Origin of the sequence: Thalassotalea mangrovi (assembly GCF_005116735.1) — a bacterium.
In the GTDB taxonomy this organism is placed as follows: domain Bacteria; phylum Pseudomonadota; class Gammaproteobacteria; order Enterobacterales; family Alteromonadaceae; genus Thalassotalea_A; species Thalassotalea_A mangrovi.
This window is the reverse complement of sequence record NZ_SWDB01000037.1, coordinates 20,606-40,285: the sequence shown is the minus strand read 5'-3', so window position 1 is coordinate 40,285 and position 19,680 is coordinate 20,606. Positions and strand designations below refer to the sequence as shown.

Here is a 19,680-nt window from a genome sequence, read left to right as displayed (position 1 = left end):
TTTCCCCCTCACTGCTGTCTAACATTCACTTTCATTATCAACCATATTCGATTGTGCCTAGTGCACAATCGAGCGCAAAGGCAAAGCATTTTAAAAATCTCTATCATTTAATGGAGTAAAAAAGGCTGAGCGTGTTAGACGCGCTTATTCTTTCTACTCGCTTGATAAGCTCAGGCCATATCCCATCCGGCTCCTGAACAAGCCAATTTCTAAAAATTAATTTCTTATAATGGAGTGAAAAATCAAAAAGTGTTACGCGCGCTCGCTCTTTTACTCTTTCATCACTTCAAACCAATAAGCTTCGCGAACTTGCAAAATGCTATTTCTAAAAAATCAAAAAATTCTTAATGGAGTGCAAAACGCTTTAGAGGCACACTTCAGTCTCTTATTTCCGATGGAGCGAATAGTGAAAGGTAATCGAAAGAAAAATTTTCAGTTTTTTGACAGCCCCCAGGCTTCGGGCATCATGTCCTCTTTTGGTAACGGTGGCGGTAGCAACCCAATGGCAAATCTTCAAAAATTAAGTCAGTTTGATACGTCAATGCAGGTCGCTGAAGCAATTCATTGGTTTCAGGAGCGTCTCGTTGCAATGGAAAATGAACTTGCGGCTCTTAAGCAAGTTCAATCTGAGGGTTGGATGTCGCTGGAGCAAGCCGCTGCATTGCTTGGTAAATCCGTTGCCGCGGTTCGACAACGCTTAAAGCACGAAAAAAAACCGATGCCTGAAGGAAAGGTTTGGAAACAACAAGGTAAGGGCTGCGCCATTTACGTTCACTTGAGCAATTATAAGAAATACATGTAATGACAAAGTTATCGAAAGCTGAACAGAAAGCCTTGGGGGCCGCTCGGGGAGTTAGTGTCCACCATGGTAATTTGCGGATTCAATTCAAGCTGCCCGACAAAGACTTTCCAATACGGAAGTCGTTATGTTACCCACCTACAAAAGCTAATATCGCTTTAGCGGAGTTGACACTGGCTAACGTCAAACGAGATATAGCAAATGGACTCTACAATAATGACCCCGAGCTATTCTGGAAAACTCATTTCCCCACGAACCACAACGCGAACGTAAAGCAAATTACTGTCCGTGAATCGTTTACCGACTATTATTCCAAAAAAAATGGTAGCCTGAGTGACTCTTTGAAAGACAAACTTAAAACTGCACAAAATTGGCTAGACCACTATCGGCTGCTAGACAAACCTATCAGCAAGATAAGTAAAGAAATGTTAGAAGATGTTCGCACTCTCACTGCATCTGGAAATAAAAAAGGAAATTTCCAAGGCTGCTCTGCTTCTACGGTAGGCGAGTACACGTATACCTTCAGCAAAGTATTACGTTTATCACTATCGAGAGGAAACATAGACGTTGATCCAACCATCGGACTGATGAAACTACCTGAGGATGACAATAACCATGATAGCGAAGATGATGATGTTCGACCTTTTTCTCAGGAAGAACTCCGCTCCCTATTAGATGTAATCCATGTGCCGAGAGTAAAGTTGATGGTGGAACTTTTGGCATGGACAGGGTTGCGTCACGGCGAACTAAAAGCTCTTGCATGGGAAGATATATCTAACGACTTTAAACGTATCCGGGTTAAATACAATCTGACTCGACACGCAAATGTAAAGCCAGCAAAGACGAAAGCAGGTGTAAGAACAGTTGAATTACTGCCCGCCGCCCAGAAAGTTTTGCGACATCAATACGAGCTAACCGCACATTTAGCACCAATTATTGATACCATTCACTATAAGAACCAAAAAACGGAGCAAGTTGCGCGACGTCGAGTGTTTTTAAGCCGAGGCAATATTCCCTATAAACGCCCGGAACTCACAACTGTTTCGAAGCAGTGGGAAAAATGGATGAGAAAAGCTAATTTAGCTTATCGTCCTCCTTATCAATTGCGACATACGTACGCAAGCCAACTACTAATGGTGGGTGCCAATCCTACTTGGTTAGCAGCACAAATGGGGCATAAAGATTGGAGCATGATTAGCAAGATATATGGAACGTGGATACCTAACCAAGATCTCCATTACGTCGATAGGCTTGCCAAAAAGCTGGGACAGTAAACCCCATTTAGCGTCTCCATTAACAAAAAGCTCCGGTAATTACCGGAGCTTTTTTATTGCAAATTTTGACCCCAATTTGGCCCCAATGATTGATTATCCTCTAGAGCCCCTGATTTTAAGGGGCTAAAAACTAAAACGGCATTTTAAAGCCTGGTGGCATTTGCATGCCGCCGGTGAGTGAACCCATTTTTTCTTTCGTGGTTTCTTCGACACGACGCACGGCATCATTGAACGCCGCTGCCACTAAATCTTCAACCATCTCTTTGTCATCTTCCATCATGCTCTCGTCGATCTCAACGCGACGGACATTATGATTACCGGTCATGGTTACTTTTACCATACCCGCACCGGCTTCACCGGTAACTTCCATATTGGCAATTTCTTCCTGGGCTTTAGCCATCTTGGCCTGCATTTGCTGGGCTTGTTTCATTAAGTTGCCCATGCCACCTTTAATCATATTAAATTCTCCAAAATTAGTCCGGCTGAAATTCTTCAGCCCATAACTCTTGTAGCTTGCGGCCTGAGGATTGCAGCTACGTATAAAATAAAACTCAGCCAGTATACCAGAACATTGTCGAAACAGGCTGAAAATTAGCGAGCCTGTATGCTGCTAATCGAAACCTGCGCCTGGAAATCCTGCTCAAGTTGGCGGATAAACTCATCTTCGTTAATCACCTGTTGCGCATATTGCAATCGTCGCTCATTGATTTGGCATTGAATCTGAAATGGCGTGTCAGCGACATTGTCCTGGACATCGATTTTTACTTCCACCGGCTGCTGTTTCAGTAACGAATAACGTTTCGTTAACTGCGCAATCGCTGCATCGCTCTGCAAATGGGCAAATTCACTATCGAGAATTAAATGCAGTACCTGCTCATTGCATTCCTCACCAAACACCGCATTTAATGCCAATTGTCGAAGGCGGCCACCGAGCTCCATGGCGTCGATGGTATTCGCCCATAAATCGATTTGATTGGCATCACGAATCGATGTCGGGTCAATTAGCTGCGGGGTGTAGCCATTTTCAATATCAATATTCAGCACCCGTTTTGCCGCTTCATTTGAAGTTACGTTTTCAGGCTTAGGTTTAGCCTGAGTCTGGGCGCGTTCTACCAACTGCCGTGCTGGCAGATCCTGTTCAATGTCAGCAGATATTGGCTCATTATTTTCTGTCGACTCAGCCTGAACCGCAGCATTATTTGCGGCTGGATTGGTCTGAGGCTTTTTTGCCCTACCCTCCACGAGCTTTTTTCGGCTCCGCAACATATTTCGTGTCGCTAAAACACTATCGACCGCACTATTTACCGGTGCTGTCTGCTGCGACTGGGCTGATGATTGAGAATGTGAATCGGGTGACGGCGGCATGTTAGCAACGGTTGCTAATTGTTGTTGAGGCTCGTGCGGGCTATCGGTAGCCGCAACCGCCTGCGCTTGTGGCCAGAGTCCTTCGTCACGGGCCATGGTCTCCAGGCCCTGTTGTTCAATATCGAGTGTTTCGGTTGTTGCCGCTGCATGTGACATTGCCGGAGAGATTTGTGCGACGATTTGTTGCTGTCCCTCATCACTATCTACAGTCTCAGTCACCGTCTCTGAACTGGTATCAACCTTGTCTTGCCCTGATGTGCCGACGGATGATACATCGTCCATCGCAGCGGCTTTTTTAGCTTGTTCAACTACCGATGACGAATGTTGTTGGTTTGATGTTGTCGTATTCTCGACCGGAATTTCAGCACCGCTGATATTATCAACCGATAACTCTGGATTATCTTCAACCGCATCCGCGTCTCTGGCAACGCTGGCAACTTCAGCATTAACGCTACTATCCTGATTATCCTGCGGCTCAACATCTGCCGTTAGTTCATCGCTGACATCGTCTGTAGCATGCACCGATACCTCTGGCACTTGCTGTCGCTGTGTTGGCCTGAATGCCAACAGGCGCAGTACCACCATATCAAAACCCGCCTGTTCATCATAACCGAAGGGTAAATCACGACGGCCATTTAGCACGATTTGATAATACAGTTGCACATCATCCGGACTCATTGCCCGGGAAAATTTATTTAACAGATTCTGGCGTTGCTTATCCACATCCACGGACTCTGGCAATAATTGCCACATCGCAATCTGATGCAGAAGTTGTAATAGTTCAGCCAAGAGCCTTTGATAGTTTGGCGCATAACTGGCAATGGTTTTAGTCAGGTTCATCAGTCCGGTTGAATCCTGCTTCACCAGGGCAATCAGGATTTTATAGATCCAGTTCTGATCAACACCACCAAGCATTTGCTGCAGGTTCGCAACGGTCAGGTGCCCCTGGCCCTGTGCAATTGCCTGATCGGTAAGACTGAGACAGTCACGCATGCTGCCGCGCGCGGCTTTCGATAGTAACGCCAGGCTACCGTCGTCATAGGAGACTTGTTCCGCGGCGAGAATTTCCGCCAATTTGGTTTCTATTTGCGTTGGCGTCAGCGCCTTTAAATGAAACTGTAGGCATCGGGATAACACAGTGACCGGAAGCTTTTGCGGATCGGTTGTCGCCAGAATAAATTTAACGTGCTCCGGAGGCTCTTCCAGGGTTTTAAGCAACGCGTTAAAACTGCTTTTTGAGAGCATATGCACTTCATCGATCAAATAGACTTTATAGCGGCCACGACTTGGCGCGTATTGAACGTTATCAAGAATTTCCCGGGTATCATCAACTTTGGTCCGTGATGCCGCATCGATTTCCAGTAAATCGACAAACCGGCCGGCGTCGATATCGACACAGGCATCGCAAGTGCCACACGGTGTCGCCGTAATACCCTGCTCACAGTTCAGGCTTTTGGCAAAGATTCGCGCAATCGTTGTTTTACCGACACCACGGGTACCGGTAAACAAATAAGCATGATGCAGTCGCTGTTGCTCAATCGCATTGACCAACACCGTCACCACATGCTCTTGTCCCATCAACTGCTGAAAGTTTTTAGGTCGCCATTTTCGTGCCAGGACTTGATAACTCATATTGTTACTTATTCGCCTTCATATTCAATCATTGAAAACACATCGACATTGAGTGCCTGCAAGCGTTCATGGCCTTTCAAACCTGGAAGCCCGATCACAAACGCGGCATGTCCAACCGTTGCGCCCACGGATCGCACCAATAGGGTTGTTGCTTCAATCGTACCACCGGTGGCCAGCAAATCATCGACCATCAGCACGACATCATCTTTGGTTAGTGCATCCTGATGTATTTCCAGGGTATCCTGACCATATTCGAGGTCGTAAGTCTGGGAGATTGTCTCCCTCGGCAGCTTACCAGGCTTGCGTACAGGCACAAAACCCACGCCCATTGCCAGGGCCAGCGGTGCGCCAAAAAGAAACCCACGAGCTTCGGTACCGACTACTTTGGTGATACCAAGATCCTGATACCTGTGTTTCATGGTATCAATACACAATTGAAAGGCTTTGGCATCATCAAGAATGCCGGTTATGTCACGAAAAATAATGCCGGGTATTGGATAATCCGGCACATCATGGATGACACTTTTAAGGAAGGAAATGTCGCTTTCAGTCATAGTCAGCAAGAATTAAATTCATTTGCTAACAGGATAATCGAAATCGACAAATAATTATAGTCATACCAATTACGATAGAAGATTAATCATTCAGCGAATGTTTAAAAACTAAAAGATTTAATCTAAAACATAAACCGTTGCACAAGTTTATTTAAACCCAACAACGGATGTGTCACACACAATCGCCCGTTCGGGAATGCCTGCGAGACATTCTGAGAAGATAACTTGCCTATCGTAATTGGTATCAGAATTATCCAGCGGCGGCCCAGTCCTCGGTTGCCAGTAAATCATTCATCGTGGATAAAAATGCTTCTTTTTCAATTGGTTTAGGTAAATACGCGTCTGCCAGTTTAATTTCAGCAAGGCTTTTCACCAATTTCGGGTCCTGGGTGCTTAAAAATAGCACCGCTCTTGGGGCATTCTTTTCCATTGCCTTAATATTTTTCAGAAGCTGAGGGCCATCCATTAGCGGCATTAAGTGATCGACGATACACAAGTCAAACTGCTCAGCTAACGCTTTGTTATAGCCATCTAAGCCATTACAAGCCGTTGTTACCTGATGTCCTTGTTGTTCCAGAAGCTCAGTCAGGTGAGCTTTTACGGATTTATTATCCTCAACCAATAAGATTTTTTCGGCCATAGCGCTTCCCAAATTAATCTATTTTAAAAGGTAGAATGATTTGTTGTTTTTGTTGTTACAGGTATGTGAACCAACCCATCAACATCGGCAGTAATGGCATACCCAAAAGGGCTACCAATGCCAGGAATAAGTGGCGCTTCGATGAATTTTCTTTGAATGAATCATGATTAGACATTGCAAATACTGCTCCGCATAAGTAAAAACGGCGGGCATAATACATCAAGATTCGCCTATTTAATAGTCATTTTTTCATCAATTTCCAATTTGCTCAATATTTGTCTGGAATCCGCTTAGTAATGAAGCTAACGATATGAATTCCATATCAAAAAAACTGTTATCTTATGAAAACAAACGTAAATTTAAGGACTTAACGCATAAAAATCGAGGCTTTTTGTCACTTAAGATAAGCGATTTCCCAGCATTAATTAACATTAACGACGAAGTGACTCAAAACATAAAGGAATTGATAACGATGGTGGCTGTAGCTTGCCTTTACCTTAGGTTTATTTGCCGCCTTCGAGGCAGTTATGACACGTTTTTAGAACAACAAAGACGTGCGGATGCAGGACAATGGTGAGAAAATCAAAACCAAGGATCTACTCGATTAGTTACCTGGACGCGGCATCGGTTATTGCTTAAAAGTCTGTGGAAGGGGTAATCGTCATTGTGGTTGATGTGCAGGCCAAGTCGTTCGCTGGTATATTTGCCTGTCTAAAACAAAGGCCCCAAACACTTGTTTGAGGCCCATCACTAGAGAGTTAAATTGTCTAAGCTAGGTAATTACTCGCCGCATTTGCCTTCTTTCTTTTTACCTTCGCCGCACTTACCTTCCTTGCCTTCGCCGCATTTACCTTCGCCGCACTTGCCTTTCTTACCTTCGCCGCATTTACCTTCGCCGCACTTGCCTTTCTTACCTTCGCCGCATTTACCTTCGCCGCACTTACCTTTTTTGCCTTCTCCGCATTTGCCTTTTTCTTTGTCACCATCACCTGGTACATCAAAGTCTGCAGAGAATGCGACATCCTGAGCGACAAACGGGTTAGATTCAGCCTTTACCGGAGCACTTGCTAGCAGGCCAAGTACAAAAGCCCCCATTAATGCAGTCACTAAATATTGCTTAAACGATTTCATAGTTATCTTCCTAAGTTATATAACGTAACCAATTAGACTCTGGAGACATTGACGCTTTGCTACATTAACATACGCGGGATTGACATCAACGTTTGTTTGTAACTCATTATTGCAAAACAACAAAACTCCACCCAAATGGTGTTAATTAAGACCATTTGTGTTCTTAAATAATTTCATTAGATCCAAAAATTATCAAGTATTTAACGAAAACCTAACCAGCAGGAACCGCGTTTTTTGTTCGCTAGTGATAACAAACATCATTGCCATGTGATTACCCAAACATCAATAAGATTGCTCCGGATCCAACAGGATTTATTTTTTCTGGCTTGCAACCTCTGGGCCGACGCGCCTGTTTTCAGGGCTATTCAGAGCGTTTTAGGGGCAACCAAATTTCCCACACAAATGGTTGAATATATTTCAATTATTTCTTTTTTGCCTGTTGATAAATTTCTGGCTAAAGTGAAAATGTGAACCCGAAATGCTGTCAATATGAAATCGTAACAAATTGTTTTGATTGAAAATTTCAGGTTCACATTTGCCAGGGAGGCAAACAACAGGAAAGATGTAAAAGCATGGATGCAACCGCAATGGACTGCATGAGCCATATGGCCAAGGAGGATTAAGAGGTGCTTTAATAATTATCGGCAAGGGATGCCAATGTGACGTTTACTAGCTCACAGATAATTATTGCCTCTTATGACTCTGCCGCTCGCTTTGCAATTACATCCTCTTAACTGTTGTTCATTAACAATGAGGATATGTTATGCCGAGAAAATCACGTAACTATTTTGCTAACACTCCATACCTTATTTTTCAGTATGGTCATAACTTTCAACCATGTTTTTTCGACTCTGAAGACTACCAACATTTTATCGATTTATTGTCGGAAAATTGTCAAATCGAGCGAGTCGAACTGAATGCACAGCAACTGTTTAATAATCAGTTTTTTCTGGTGCTGACGGCAACCGAAAGCCAGAGCATCCCCAGAATGCTTCAGAAAACCTGCAGTAAATACGGCCGCTACGTAAATAATAAATACCAACGAAGCGGATCATTATGGCAGGGCCGACATAAGGCCTGCCCGGTGCAACCTGGGCAATACCTCGACAAAGTCACTGAATTTATTCGCCAGCCTATTCTTCCCAGGCAATTATGTCTGGCTACTGAGCAACCTTTCGATTTTGAGAATCATAAAAATCATGCCGAGATTTTGCGAGACAAGCTGTACAGAAACCTGGCAATAGGCGACTCGAGTTTTCAACGAACGGTAATCAACCATAAAATGGTTCAGGTTAAAAAGACTATAGTGCCGAGAACCAAACACGGTTTGATGTCATTATTAAGTGATCGACCGAAATATAAATACCACTAATAACTTACAGCGATAAAAGTTTGTGACTATGTGTCAATTCACGTCAAAATCGTAGTATTGCTGCTTTTGCTGAGTCGTCATATCCCGATAGGTGAAGTGCCACCATTCCATGTTATAGGCGGCAAAGCCATGAGATTCCATGACGGTTTTAAGCAGCTGGCGATTTTTGCGTTGCGATGCATTAATGCCAGGGTTGTCGGTATTGGATAAAGGGTCAAACAAGTCATATGATGAGCCCATATCAAGCTCGACATATTGACCCGAACCGTCTTTCCTCACCAATGTCAGGTCCACGGTAAAGCCGCGGCTATGTCCAGAGCGCTCAGCAATATATGGACCAACCAATGCGGACTTATCCAGATTCGGATAATAATCCGCTTTGGTTTTGGTGTCGGACAAGTCGTTAGCCCAGCTCATAAAATGGGCTACCGCCTTTTCCGGGCGGTAACAATCAAAAAACTTCAGCCGCAAATCCTGCTTTGCCAGCTCATTGACTATGTCCCTCAGAGAGGACATTGCGTCGCGATGAATCAGGCACTTGCTGGCCAGGTAACCGTCGATTCTCTCACCAACAAAGTTATTGGACGTTGCATAGCGAATATCGTACTCAACATTCTCAATAACGGATTTAATATCAACGAATTGTTGACGTTCTACAAGGCTTTGCTGTGCCAGGGAATGTCCGGCAATACCGACTCCCAGCAGTAAAGCAAGAAACGACTTACTTTTCTTCATCATACACCGATCACCATCATCCCCGTCGCAATGTACGCAAGCACGGTCAAGCCACCGGCAAACAATGCATACGGTAACTGAGTACGAACGTGTTCGAGCAGATCACAGCCAGAGGCCACGGCACTGACCGCTGTCGTATCAGAGATTGGTGAACAGTGATCACCAAACACGCCACCGCCTAAAATCGCCGCCAACAATAATGGTGCGGGCAAATCCAAATTGATCACTAACGGCATGCCAATCGGGATCAACAAGGCGAACGTACCCCAGGAGGTTCCCGTGGTAAACGACATCAAACCACCGGCAATAAATAGCATGGCAGGGACTAAAAACAATGGCAGGTTTTCCGCTACCAGGCCTGAGATAAAGGCACCGGTGCCCAGTTCTTTTAAACTTGAACCCAGGGCAAGTGAGAACAATACGATACAAACCAGAGGTAACAACTCAGACATGCCATTAAAGCCAATCTTGGTCATTTCAATGTGTTTGAAACGTTTCGATCCAACCATCATCACATAGGAGACAACACAGGCAAGTACCGTCGCATATAACACTGATTTAGAGCCTGAACCCTGGGTAAAGTTACCGTCACCAGTGACAAACATGAACAACACCATGGAAAATGACATGGTTAGCAATGGTACTAACATAAACGAAGGCTTGGATGGTTCTACGTCAAGATCCAAGTGCTTATGGGTACGCTGTTGCTGCAATTCCGCCTGCTTTAACGGACCATGGGTTTTATCTGCCCAGATGGTGTAAACCACTACCGCCAGGGTAATCAAAGCGTAAAAATTTAATGGGATCGTGGCAATTAATATCGAAACCAGGGATTCATTCAATTCATAATTGCCGAGCAGGCCAAGTACATAAGCGCCCCAGCCGTTAAGCAGTAACAGGATACAAATCGGCGCCGAGGTAGAATCGATGATATAGGCCAGGCGTGCCCTGCTCATCTCAAATTTATCAAACAGGCCGCGGGAAATAATACCGGCCATCAGCACACTTAAGTTCGATTCAATAAAAATAATAACGCCGGTAAAAAACGCTAAAAAGCGTGAGCGCCGGGCACTTCCACTAATTCCTTTCCTGATTAAAAAGTTAACCGTGGCAGTAACGCCCCCAGACTCTCGCATAAATGCAAGCAAAGCCCCGACTAACAGAGAGAACACCAGGATACGGGTATTACCTTCAGACTGAAAAACGGCAACAACTCGCTCAACACTGGCAATGGAAAAGGTCAGTAACGACTCACCAGTGCCAGTCTGGGCAAACAGCATAAGCAGTTCCGAACAACAAATGGCCACCAGTAACGCTAAAATGACTTCCTTTTTCCAAAGCACCATAATGATGGCAACCAGAGGTGGTAGTACTGAAATCCAATCTGACACATCAACTCCTGAATTTATTTATTATTGTTTTTATTTGCGCTTAGGCTTGCTGTCGCGGTTCACTGATTAGGCGATCTGAAAAACAATGGGTTAGTGAGAATCAGACAATGATATCCCCGGTAAATTTTTACCTCAATTACTTTCCTTGCGATCGCCACAAATTAAGCCTTAATACCAATCACATTAAATTATTACTCACTCAGTGAGAATTTAAAGGCTTTTAGGTAAGGCATTGATTGCAGAGAATGGTCGCTTCGTTTTCAAAATCAACCAAAATCAGTAACGCAGGATAAACGCCTTTAAAACTCACCCGTAGGGAGTTTATCAGAGGTCCATTTACTTCCCTATATTTCATTAATATAGAATGACTATATCAATGAAATCTATGTTGTAACTGGACCTCTGCCCTAACTCTGAGTTGTGCACAAACTTAATTTGATTGGTATAACTCAGCCCCAAGAATAAATTATTACCATTGATTTTTGCAACAAGAAAGTATTATTCTTTCATCACAAACTAGACAAAAATGTCCGTTGCCTGATGCCATTACGAGGCAACAGGAAAAGTGTCGACGCAGATTGGTCCTTAGACAATTTATTTGAAGTTTGCCTATACACACGGGGAACGGATGCTTTAAGGTTAGGTTTGCAAGATAATGAATTGCTGCCTGTATTTAACGGGTAGCAGGATAGATTGAACCCGGCGCTGCGTGATCTATTGGCAACCATGCGATCACAACAGCGTCAAACACAAATTAGCCGCGATCATGAACATGAAAACAACAATGAAACTGCGATATAAAGGTACCAGGACGCTGGCGAAGCTGGTACCCGTCTGGACCATAGTTTGCCTGTCTTTATTCGCAGGAACCTCGATGATGGTTCGAGCTGCTGAATCTTCAACAACCTTACACACCAATGTAATCGATATCGATAATGCCAAGCTGACGCCTGCATTCTGGCAACAATTGTTGCAGCAGCAAAAGTCCGAAGCCGGCAAACAGGTGTTAATGACCGAGCAACAAATTCAGGCATTTAATGAAAAACAATTTGCCCGGGCAAGCTATTTGAAAACGCCATTGTCATTTCCAGACCGACTCGCGGCCAATACCATCGTTGACTTTATCCGGGCGATTAGCAAACCGTCCAAATCGCCTCGTTTTTACCGCGATGGCACTAAATTAAGCGAACAACATTACCAGGCTTATGACGAACAGATGAATTTGCAAAACCTGTCCGGCTACCAACCGGTTCGCTTTGCAATTGTTACCCATCGAACCAGCCTGCGTACTTACCCGACCCTGGATCGGGTATTTAATGAAAAGATGGATTTTGACCTGGATCGTTTTCAGGAAACCGGTGCATTTCCCGGTGAACCACTGGCAGTCGTTCATACCTCCAAAGACGGGCACTGGCACTTTGTTCGCAGTTACAATTATCGCGCCTGGGTACAGGATAAAGACCTTGCCTTTGCCAGCCGGGATGAAGTTCAGGCATTTATCGATGCGAAACAACGGCTGATCGTCACCGGCGATAAAGTGTTTACCGCCTACAACCCAGAGTTAGCGCAAACGTCGGAAGTTCAGCTTGATATGGGTGTATCCTTGCCGCTGTTAAGCCATAAAGAATATGGTAAGTATCAATTACATCGGCAAAACCCTTACGCCGGATATCTGGTTAATCTGCCAACCCGCGATGCAAACGGCAAGTTACAGCTTGAGGCCACCTTGATACCCCGCCATGCTGACGTAAATATTGGTTTTCTTCCTTTTACTCAGGAGAACCTGATAAACCAGGCATTTAAATTCCTTGGTGAGCGTTATGGCTGGGGCCATGACTATAATGCCCGCGACTGTACAGGATTCGTTGGCGAGATCTACAAAACCTTTGGCATTTTAATGCCTCGTAACTCCGGCCAACAGGGACATGACAGTTTTGGTGAGAACCTGCGCTTTGATAAGTCAGTCAAAGCCGAGCAGAAATTAGAAGAGCTGAAGCAACTCGAAGTCGGTGACCTGTTATATCTGCCCGGCCACGTCGCCATGTTCCTTGGCTACCATGGAGATAAACCCTACATCATCCACGATGTCCATGGTATGGGATATGTTGATCACAAAGGCAAGGCCGTATCCGGTATGCTTAACGGTGTCTCTGTTACCCCGTTACTGCCGTTTAAAGGCTATATCAAATCCATGTATAACATTAAACGAATTCGTTGATATGAAACTCAAAAACTTACGTCTCGGCCAACTAAAAGTGCCGTTAGTGACCCCGTTTAAAACAGCCCTGCGCAGCGTCGATCATGTCCATGATGTCATTGTAGAAATTGAACTGGATAATGGCATGGTAGGATATGGTTCTGCACCAGCCACGGCGGTAATCACCGGCGATACCCACGGCTCAATACTGTGTGCGGTTAAAGACTTTATCTGGCCAGCAATTGCCAATATGGATATCTGGCAGCTTAATAGTATTTGTGAACGCATCGCTCGCTCAATGGTACATAACAGTTCCGCCAAAGCGGCGGTAGAAATGGCGATTTATGATCTGTGGGCGCAGGCTCTTGGCGTTCCTTTATACCAGGCGCTGGGCGGAGGGTTATCGCAATTAAAAACCGATATCACCATCAGCGTTAATGAACCGGCTGTCATGGTTGCCGATGCGCAAAAAGCGGTAGCACAAGGCTATGACACCTTGAAACTGAAAGTCGGTAAAGACCTGCAGCAGGATATTGAAAGAATTCGTGCCATTGCTGCTGCCGTCGGTGATGATATTCAATTACGTCTCGATGCCAATCAGGGTTGGACCGCGAAGCAATGCATCAGCGCTCTTAATGCGATGGAGAATGCCGGCTTAACGTTTGAACTGGTCGAGCAACCAGTTGCCAGTGACGATCTGGTGGGCCTAAAAGCCTGTACTGAACAGTCAACGGCAGCAATCATGGCTGATGAAAGTGCGTTTTCGGTGTCCCAGTCGCTAGCACTAATGGCCAACAATGGCTGTGACATTATCAATATTAAGCTGATGAAAAGCGCCGGCATATTTAATGCGCTGACCATTGCCGATAGCGCTGGCGCCTATCGTATGCCTTGCATGATGGGTTGTATGCTGGAAAGCAGTATTGGCGTCGCCGCAGCGGCTCACGTCGCCAGTGCCCGGCATAAAATTATTGGCAAAATAGATTTGGATGCTGCAGCGCTTTGCCAATACGACCCTGTAGAAGGTGGTGTTCAGTTTAATCACTCCGACATCATTCTTAACCAAACGCCCGGTTTAGGTATCAGAAAAATCGAAACCATAACCTACCTGTAACCAACATCAGGATATCACTATGAATAAGTATCAACGTTTTCGCCCTTACTTATTGTCGTCATGGCTTATGCTGTTGGCGGCGGTAAGTGGCTGTTCGGAGAACAACCCGGTGAAACAACAAAGCAAACCCAGTCTGGTCAGCAAACAACAGGCTTTGATCGCTGATGGCCAGTTTGCCGCGGCGCGGGAGAACATTGACGAATTGCTTAGCAAAAAAACACTGTCAGAACAGCAACGCTCTGAGTTGCTTTTTGAACTGGAAAGAATGCAGCGTATCGAACGTGATTTTAGCGCCGAGCTTGGCGACGTCCGTGCTTACATTGAAAAACATATCGGTGCGGTCACCGATCAGCAACTTAATGACTGGATAAACCAGGGTTTGCTGGAGTATCGGGTAATTGATGGTGAGACTAAGTTTTTCCGTAGCGCCGGCTATAACCTGTTTCAACTGGACGAGGAAGCCCTAGCCAAACGCGAAGGCTACCAACCCTTTATCGAGCGAGCCCCCTTGTATGCATTGCATCAGCATCATAGTGAAATTGTCGCGAGCGCAAATATCGAAAAACCTAATACCGAAAAAAAACGTTTTAAGGTGAAGTATCAGCTGACGGTTAAAGCCAATGCAGTACCAGAAGGCGAAGTGATTAAAGCCTGGATCCCCTACCCTCGTGACATAGAAAACCGCCAGGAAAACGTCCGTTATGTCAATTCGAAGCCAGCCGTGCACCAGATTGCTGGTAATGACAATTTACAACGTACGATTTATTTTGAAGCCAGTGCCGTTAAAGACCAGCCGACCGAGTTTTGGGTTGAATATGAATACGACACTTATGGGGTGTTTTATGACATCGACTCGGAAAAAATCACGCCGGTAATGGCCACGGAAGAAACCCGCGAGTTTCTTCAGCAAAAGCCACCCCACGTGGTATTTACCCCCGAAATCCAGGCACTTTCCCAACGTATTGTCGGTGACGAAACCAACCCCTATAAGATCGCACAAAAACTGTTCGCCTATGTGGACAGCATCCCCTGGGCGACTGCAATCGAATATTCAACCATTCCTAATATCAGTGAATATGCCATGACCGCTGGCCACGCGGACTGTGGTCAGCAGACGCTGCTGTTAATTACCCTGTTGCGCTACAACGGTATTCCCGCCCGCTGGCAGTCAGGATGGGAATTTTCTCCGACGTCGTTTGATACCATGCACGACTGGGGTATGGTGTATTTTGCACCTTATGGCTGGGTACCGATGGACGTCACTCATGGTGTTTTGGAAAGCGATAAAGACGACGAAAAATGGTTTTATTTAAGCGGCATTGACTCGTATCGCCTGATATTCAACGACGATTATTCCGCTAAATTCGAGCCCGAAAAACAACACTTTCGTTCTGAAACGGTAGACTCGCAGCGTGGTGAGGTTGAATGGCAAGGTGGTAATCTGTATTTCGATCAGTGGAGCTACGAGATGCAGTGGCAGGATGTCTCGGACGCATCAAGTTTGCTACCAGACGAGCAATCATCCGAATTTTCATTGAAAAATCTCGACAGTGAGCAAGTTGTTGTCGTAGTCACTGATGATAACACCGCCATTCAAGGCAAGTTGTACAGTTTCGAGAAGCACATTAATTCTGATACTGGTAAACCTGAATGGCTTGCCGCCAACATAAATACTGATATTGTTGTCGGTAAAACGGGCATTGCCTGGGGTAAAGGCTTACACCCAGCTCAACCGGGTCAACAAAAACAGGAAGGTGATGGTAAAGCGCCTGCCGGGGTATTTGAGCTGGGAACGGCCTTTGGTTATCTGCCAGACCTGCCTACCGGGTTAGATTATGAACCCATGACAGCTACCCACTTTTGTATGGACGTCGCTGGTTCACCCTTGTACAACCAGATAGCCGATAGCAAAGTCGTCGGTGAAAAAGCCCTGGAAGGTAATTCAGAACCGATGCGCCGCGATATTCATAAAAATGATCAGGTCTACAAAAAAGGCATATTTGTGCACCACAACCCGGATAATATTGCTGGCAACGGTAGTTGTATCTTTATCCATTTATGGCGTTCAGATGACAGTCCTACCCTGGGGTGTACGGCAATGGAAGAAGACGCCATGGATGCCCTGTTAACCTGGCTGGATAAAGATAAAAAACCGCTAATGGTAACCCTGACCAAAGCACAATACGTACGGTTAAAAGACAGCTGGCAACTGCCTGATCTTGACCTTAATTAATGCTTTGCATATTCGATAAAAAAAACGGCGTTATCGCCGTTTTTTTATCTGTGTAATTTCTCCGCCCCTCTCATAAGTGCAGTCCCATTCTTAATTTTTAGGAATTATTTTCAAATATAATTTATTCCTAAACACCAAGAGAAATGTAAATACATTATTTACACAGCATTAAAGTATGTTAATTTATTGTTAGACGAAATTTCGCGCAGCATACACCCATTATGCGGTTGGGGTTACGTCTCTGAAAAATAACTATAACAGGAGGAAGCACTGTGCAGCTGAATAAGATAGCGACAGTTCTCGCATTAACCGGTATTTCTTCGCAGGCGCTAGCGCAAGAGGCTGTAGAAACAGCTAATACCGAAGAAATAGAGCGTATTGAAGTTACCGGCTCAAGCATCAAACGAACCAGCCTTGAAGGTGATTTACCCGTTACCGTAATCAGCAAAGCTGAGATTGATGCCGCCGGTATCACATCTGCGGATCAATTATTGTTACAAATGAATATCGCCTCGAACTCGAACGATAACTTAGCCAGTAATGCGGGTATCGTTGGTGGTGAAGAGCGTGGTAATAATGGCGCGTCGAGTGCCAACTTAAGGCAACAAGGGGCAAGTTCAACGCTGGTATTACTTAACGGTCGTCGGGTTGCAACCCATGGTTTAAAAGGTCGTTCCGTTGATCTTAACTCAATTCCATTTGCCGCGATTGAACGTGTTGAAGTACTTCGCGATGGTGCATCAGCAGTTTACGGTACCGATGCTATCGGTGGTGTTATCAACTTTATTCTTAAAAAGAATTACCAAGGTGCGGAATTTGGCGGTTTTGCTGATGTTACCGAAGAAGGTGGTGGCGATATTTATCGTTTTACTTTCGTTGGCGGTTTAGGTGACCTGAACAGCGACGGTTATAACGTAATGGCCACCGCATCCTATAAAGATGCAAAAATCTTACGTGGCGATGAGCGTGATTTTACCAATACGTTCCAGCCTGATCGTGGTTTGTCTCCGGATACCCGTGGGGCCCCGTTCGCTTCAGTCAATGACCGGTTTAGCGATCCTAACAATCCAGAGAGTAGCCATTATAACTTAATTGGCAGTGGCCTGATTAACCCGATTACTGGCGAAGAGAATAGTGTACTAAACGTATTGGCGCTACCAGGTCAACCGGGTTGTGACGCCTTTCCAAATATGGGTGTCGATACCGGCGCGTTATGGAATCGTGCTAATGAAACAGTCAGCTGTGCATGGGATTACCCTCGTGCTTCGGTATTACAGCAGCCTGTTGAAACCATTGATTTAGTTACCCGCGGAACGGTAAAAATTACCAATGACCTGGAAGGCTTTGTCGAGTTTATTGGCTCGGAAGTTACGACCAAAAAAGTATTCGAGCCGAATCAAATCACCCCCTGGTCAATTGGTAGTGGTGATTGGGAATCTTTCGGCGGTGGTTGGTATCCAAGCACCGGGGCTTCCTACGATTATATTGTTGATGCCCTGTCCGGTTACTACGGTGAGGAACAGTTAAATATAGGCGCTCCTATTGCCTATCGCTGGCGTTGTATGGATTGTGGTCCTCGTGAAATCGAAACCACCACAACCTCCTACAAGTTACAGCTGGGCCTTGATGGTTCCTGGGACGACTGGGATTATAAAGTCGGTTTGTCTCGCTCATCGAATGAAGCAGAATCTGAGTTAGGTGGTGGTTACCACTATACCGAGATGTTAGCTCAGGCCATTGGTACAGGTTTAGTCAGCCCATTCCTATTGCCGGGTGAATCACAAACCGCTGAAGGCATGGCCGCCATTGAAGCAGCATCGGCTGAAGGTGTTGTCCTGTTTGGTGGTGAAACCATCATGACTCAGTTTGATGCGTCAATTACCGGTGATACCGGGTTTGAGCTTGGTTTAGGTGGTGATTCTATTTTCGTTGCCGCTGGTGTCGATATTCGCCGCGAAGAATATAAATTTAATGGCGATCGCCGCGCTGCAGAAACTCGCCCTGATATTTATGGTGCACCATTTGATGATGCCAATGCATTAGATAATGTTCACCGTACGATTCAGGCGGTGTTCGTTGAAGCATTGATTCCGGTTGTTGAGTCTTTTGAATTAAACCTTGCGGTACGTCACGATGATTACTCAGGTTTTGGTGGTACGACTAACCCGAAATACGGTTTTACCTGGAAACCACACGATAGCGTGTTATTCCGCGGTGCTTACAGTACCGGTTTCCGTGTACCAACGTTTAACCAGTTATTTAATGGTATCACTGAAGAGCCCTACACAGGTTTAGACTTTGCTGACCCAGCAACCTGTCCTGGTGGTATTGTCGATGTCGATGACCCGCAATGTCAGCCGCTTCAGCCGACATTACTGTACGGTGGTAAACCAGATCTGGGACCGGAAGAGTCTGAGCAAAGTAGCTTAGGTTTTGTCTGGGCGCCTAGCGATGATTTCAGCATGAACCTTGATTGGTGGGAAATTATCATTGATGGTACCATCCAGGTGCCAGGTCGTGATGATTTGATCGAAAACTATGATGTGTTCTCAGCAAACTTTATTCGTGACAGTTCCGGTGAGTTGATCTCAATTGACCAACGTTATGTTAACGCGGGTGAGCGCAATACCAGTGGTGTTGAAGTTGGTGCTAAATATGCGACCGAGCTGGCTGGTGGTGAATTTTCCGTTAACTTTAACGGCAGTTACCTGATCGAAGATAAGAAGAAACTGCTCGATGATGCCCCATGGAGTGAAAACCTGGTCGGCACTCATTCACGCGGTAATATTCCACTTCGCTGGAAACACACCTTAGCGTTTAATTACACGTTTGAAGATTTCACCGTTAATTTAACCCAGGTATTCCGTGATAGTTATGAAGACGAAGTACCACCAGGTATTGAATCTGGTGAGATCGATCCGCCAAACTGGGATCCGGAAGTGGATAGTTATACGGTTTACAATACCAGTGTCCAGTACACAGGTTGGGACAACTTAAGTTTAACCTTCGGTATTAAGAACCTGTTGAATGAGGAGCCACCATTTACGGCTCACCAGAATGACTTCTCACCTGGTGCAGCTTTTGACCCTCGTGTCGCAGATCCACGCATGCGTTCTTACACGCTACATGCAACCTATACGTTCTAAAGGTTTAGGTTAAAGCAAAAAGCAAAAGCGGCTTATTTAAGCCGCTTTTTTATTTCCTGATTTTAAATATATGCAATAAAAGCAACATCAACACACC

General features: G+C 45.2%; 14 protein-coding genes. 7 read left to right on the top strand and 7 right to left on the bottom strand.

The window, feature by feature from the left end; all coding sequences use genetic code 11:
• The first annotated feature begins 316 nt into the window (after positions 1–316).
• On the top strand, positions 317–802 hold the full coding sequence (locus E8M12_RS14690; protein ID WP_136737020.1) for a hypothetical protein: 486 nt from the start codon (positions 317–319) through the stop codon (positions 800–802).
• The gene (locus E8M12_RS14685) at positions 802–2,073 is read left to right on the top strand and encodes a tyrosine-type recombinase/integrase (RefSeq protein WP_136737019.1); all 1,272 of its coding nucleotides are present in this window, start codon (positions 802–804) and stop codon (positions 2,071–2,073) included. Before E8M12_RS14690 ends, E8M12_RS14685 begins: the two co-directional genes overlap by 1 nt.
• Before the next feature lie 130 nt (positions 2,074–2,203).
• Here E8M12_RS14685 and E8M12_RS14680 read toward each other — a convergent pair whose 3' ends face one another.
• From E8M12_RS14680 to E8M12_RS14660, 5 genes are all read right to left on the bottom strand, one after another.
• Positions 2,204–2,530, bottom strand: a complete 327-nt coding sequence (locus tag E8M12_RS14680; protein ID WP_136737018.1) for a YbaB/EbfC family nucleoid-associated protein — start codon at positions 2,528–2,530, stop codon at positions 2,204–2,206.
• A gap of 134 nt (positions 2,531–2,664) precedes the next feature.
• The gene (gene dnaX / locus E8M12_RS14675; protein WP_136737017.1) at positions 2,665–5,070 is read right to left on the bottom strand and encodes a DNA polymerase III subunit gamma/tau; all 2,406 of its coding nucleotides are present in this window, start codon (positions 5,068–5,070) and stop codon (positions 2,665–2,667) included.
• A gap of 8 nt (positions 5,071–5,078) precedes the next feature.
• Positions 5,079–5,630, bottom strand: a complete 552-nt coding sequence (apt, locus tag E8M12_RS14670; RefSeq protein WP_438363464.1) for an adenine phosphoribosyltransferase — start codon at positions 5,628–5,630, stop codon at positions 5,079–5,081.
• 244 nt (positions 5,631–5,874) lie between these two features.
• Complete coding sequence (locus tag E8M12_RS14665) at positions 5,875–6,264, bottom strand: response regulator (protein ID WP_136737016.1); 390 nt, start codon at positions 6,262–6,264, stop codon at positions 5,875–5,877.
• A gap of 780 nt (positions 6,265–7,044) precedes the next feature.
• Complete coding sequence (locus E8M12_RS14660; RefSeq protein WP_136737015.1) at positions 7,045–7,395, bottom strand: HvfA family oxazolone/thioamide-modified RiPP metallophore; 351 nt, start codon at positions 7,393–7,395, stop codon at positions 7,045–7,047.
• Positions 7,396–8,158: 763 nt separating this feature from the next.
• On the opposite strand from E8M12_RS14660, the gene E8M12_RS14655 reads away from it, so the two are divergent.
• Positions 8,159–8,767 carry a transposase gene (locus E8M12_RS14655; RefSeq protein WP_136737014.1) on the top strand — a complete coding sequence of 203 codons (609 nt, stop codon included), beginning with the start codon at positions 8,159–8,161 and terminating at the stop codon, positions 8,765–8,767.
• 33 nt (positions 8,768–8,800) lie between these two features.
• Here E8M12_RS14655 and E8M12_RS14650 read toward each other — a convergent pair whose 3' ends face one another.
• Together E8M12_RS14650 and E8M12_RS14645 are read right to left on the bottom strand one after the other, a co-directional pair.
• Entirely contained in the window at positions 8,801–9,505 is a 705-nt protein-coding gene (locus tag E8M12_RS14650) for a M15 family metallopeptidase (protein ID WP_136737013.1), read from the bottom strand.
• The gene (locus E8M12_RS14645) at positions 9,502–10,848 is read right to left on the bottom strand and encodes a Na+/H+ antiporter NhaC family protein (RefSeq protein ID WP_136737044.1); all 1,347 of its coding nucleotides are present in this window, start codon (positions 10,846–10,848) and stop codon (positions 9,502–9,504) included. The genes E8M12_RS14650 and E8M12_RS14645 overlap by 4 nt, the downstream gene beginning before the upstream one ends.
• 829 nt (positions 10,849–11,677) lie before the next feature.
• Here E8M12_RS14645 and E8M12_RS14640 point away from each other — a divergent pair.
• The 4 genes from E8M12_RS14640 (at position 11,678) to E8M12_RS14625 (ending at position 19,583) form a co-directional block, all read left to right on the top strand.
• On the top strand, positions 11,678–13,111 hold the full coding sequence (locus E8M12_RS14640) for a C40 family peptidase (protein WP_169303153.1): 1,434 nt from the start codon (positions 11,678–11,680) through the stop codon (positions 13,109–13,111).
• A 1-nt stretch (position 13,112) separates the two neighbouring features.
• The gene (locus tag E8M12_RS14635) at positions 13,113–14,204 is read left to right on the top strand and encodes a dipeptide epimerase (protein WP_136737011.1); all 1,092 of its coding nucleotides are present in this window, start codon (positions 13,113–13,115) and stop codon (positions 14,202–14,204) included.
• A 19-nt stretch (positions 14,205–14,223) separates the two neighbouring features.
• Positions 14,224–16,437 carry a transglutaminase domain-containing protein gene (locus E8M12_RS14630; RefSeq protein ID WP_211245054.1) on the top strand — a complete coding sequence of 738 codons (2,214 nt, stop codon included), beginning with the start codon at positions 14,224–14,226 and terminating at the stop codon, positions 16,435–16,437.
• 272 nt (positions 16,438–16,709) lie between these two features.
• Entirely contained in the window at positions 16,710–19,583 is a 2,874-nt protein-coding gene (locus tag E8M12_RS14625; protein ID WP_136737010.1) for a TonB-dependent receptor domain-containing protein, read from the top strand.
• The last annotated feature ends 97 nt before the right edge of the window (positions 19,584–19,680 follow it).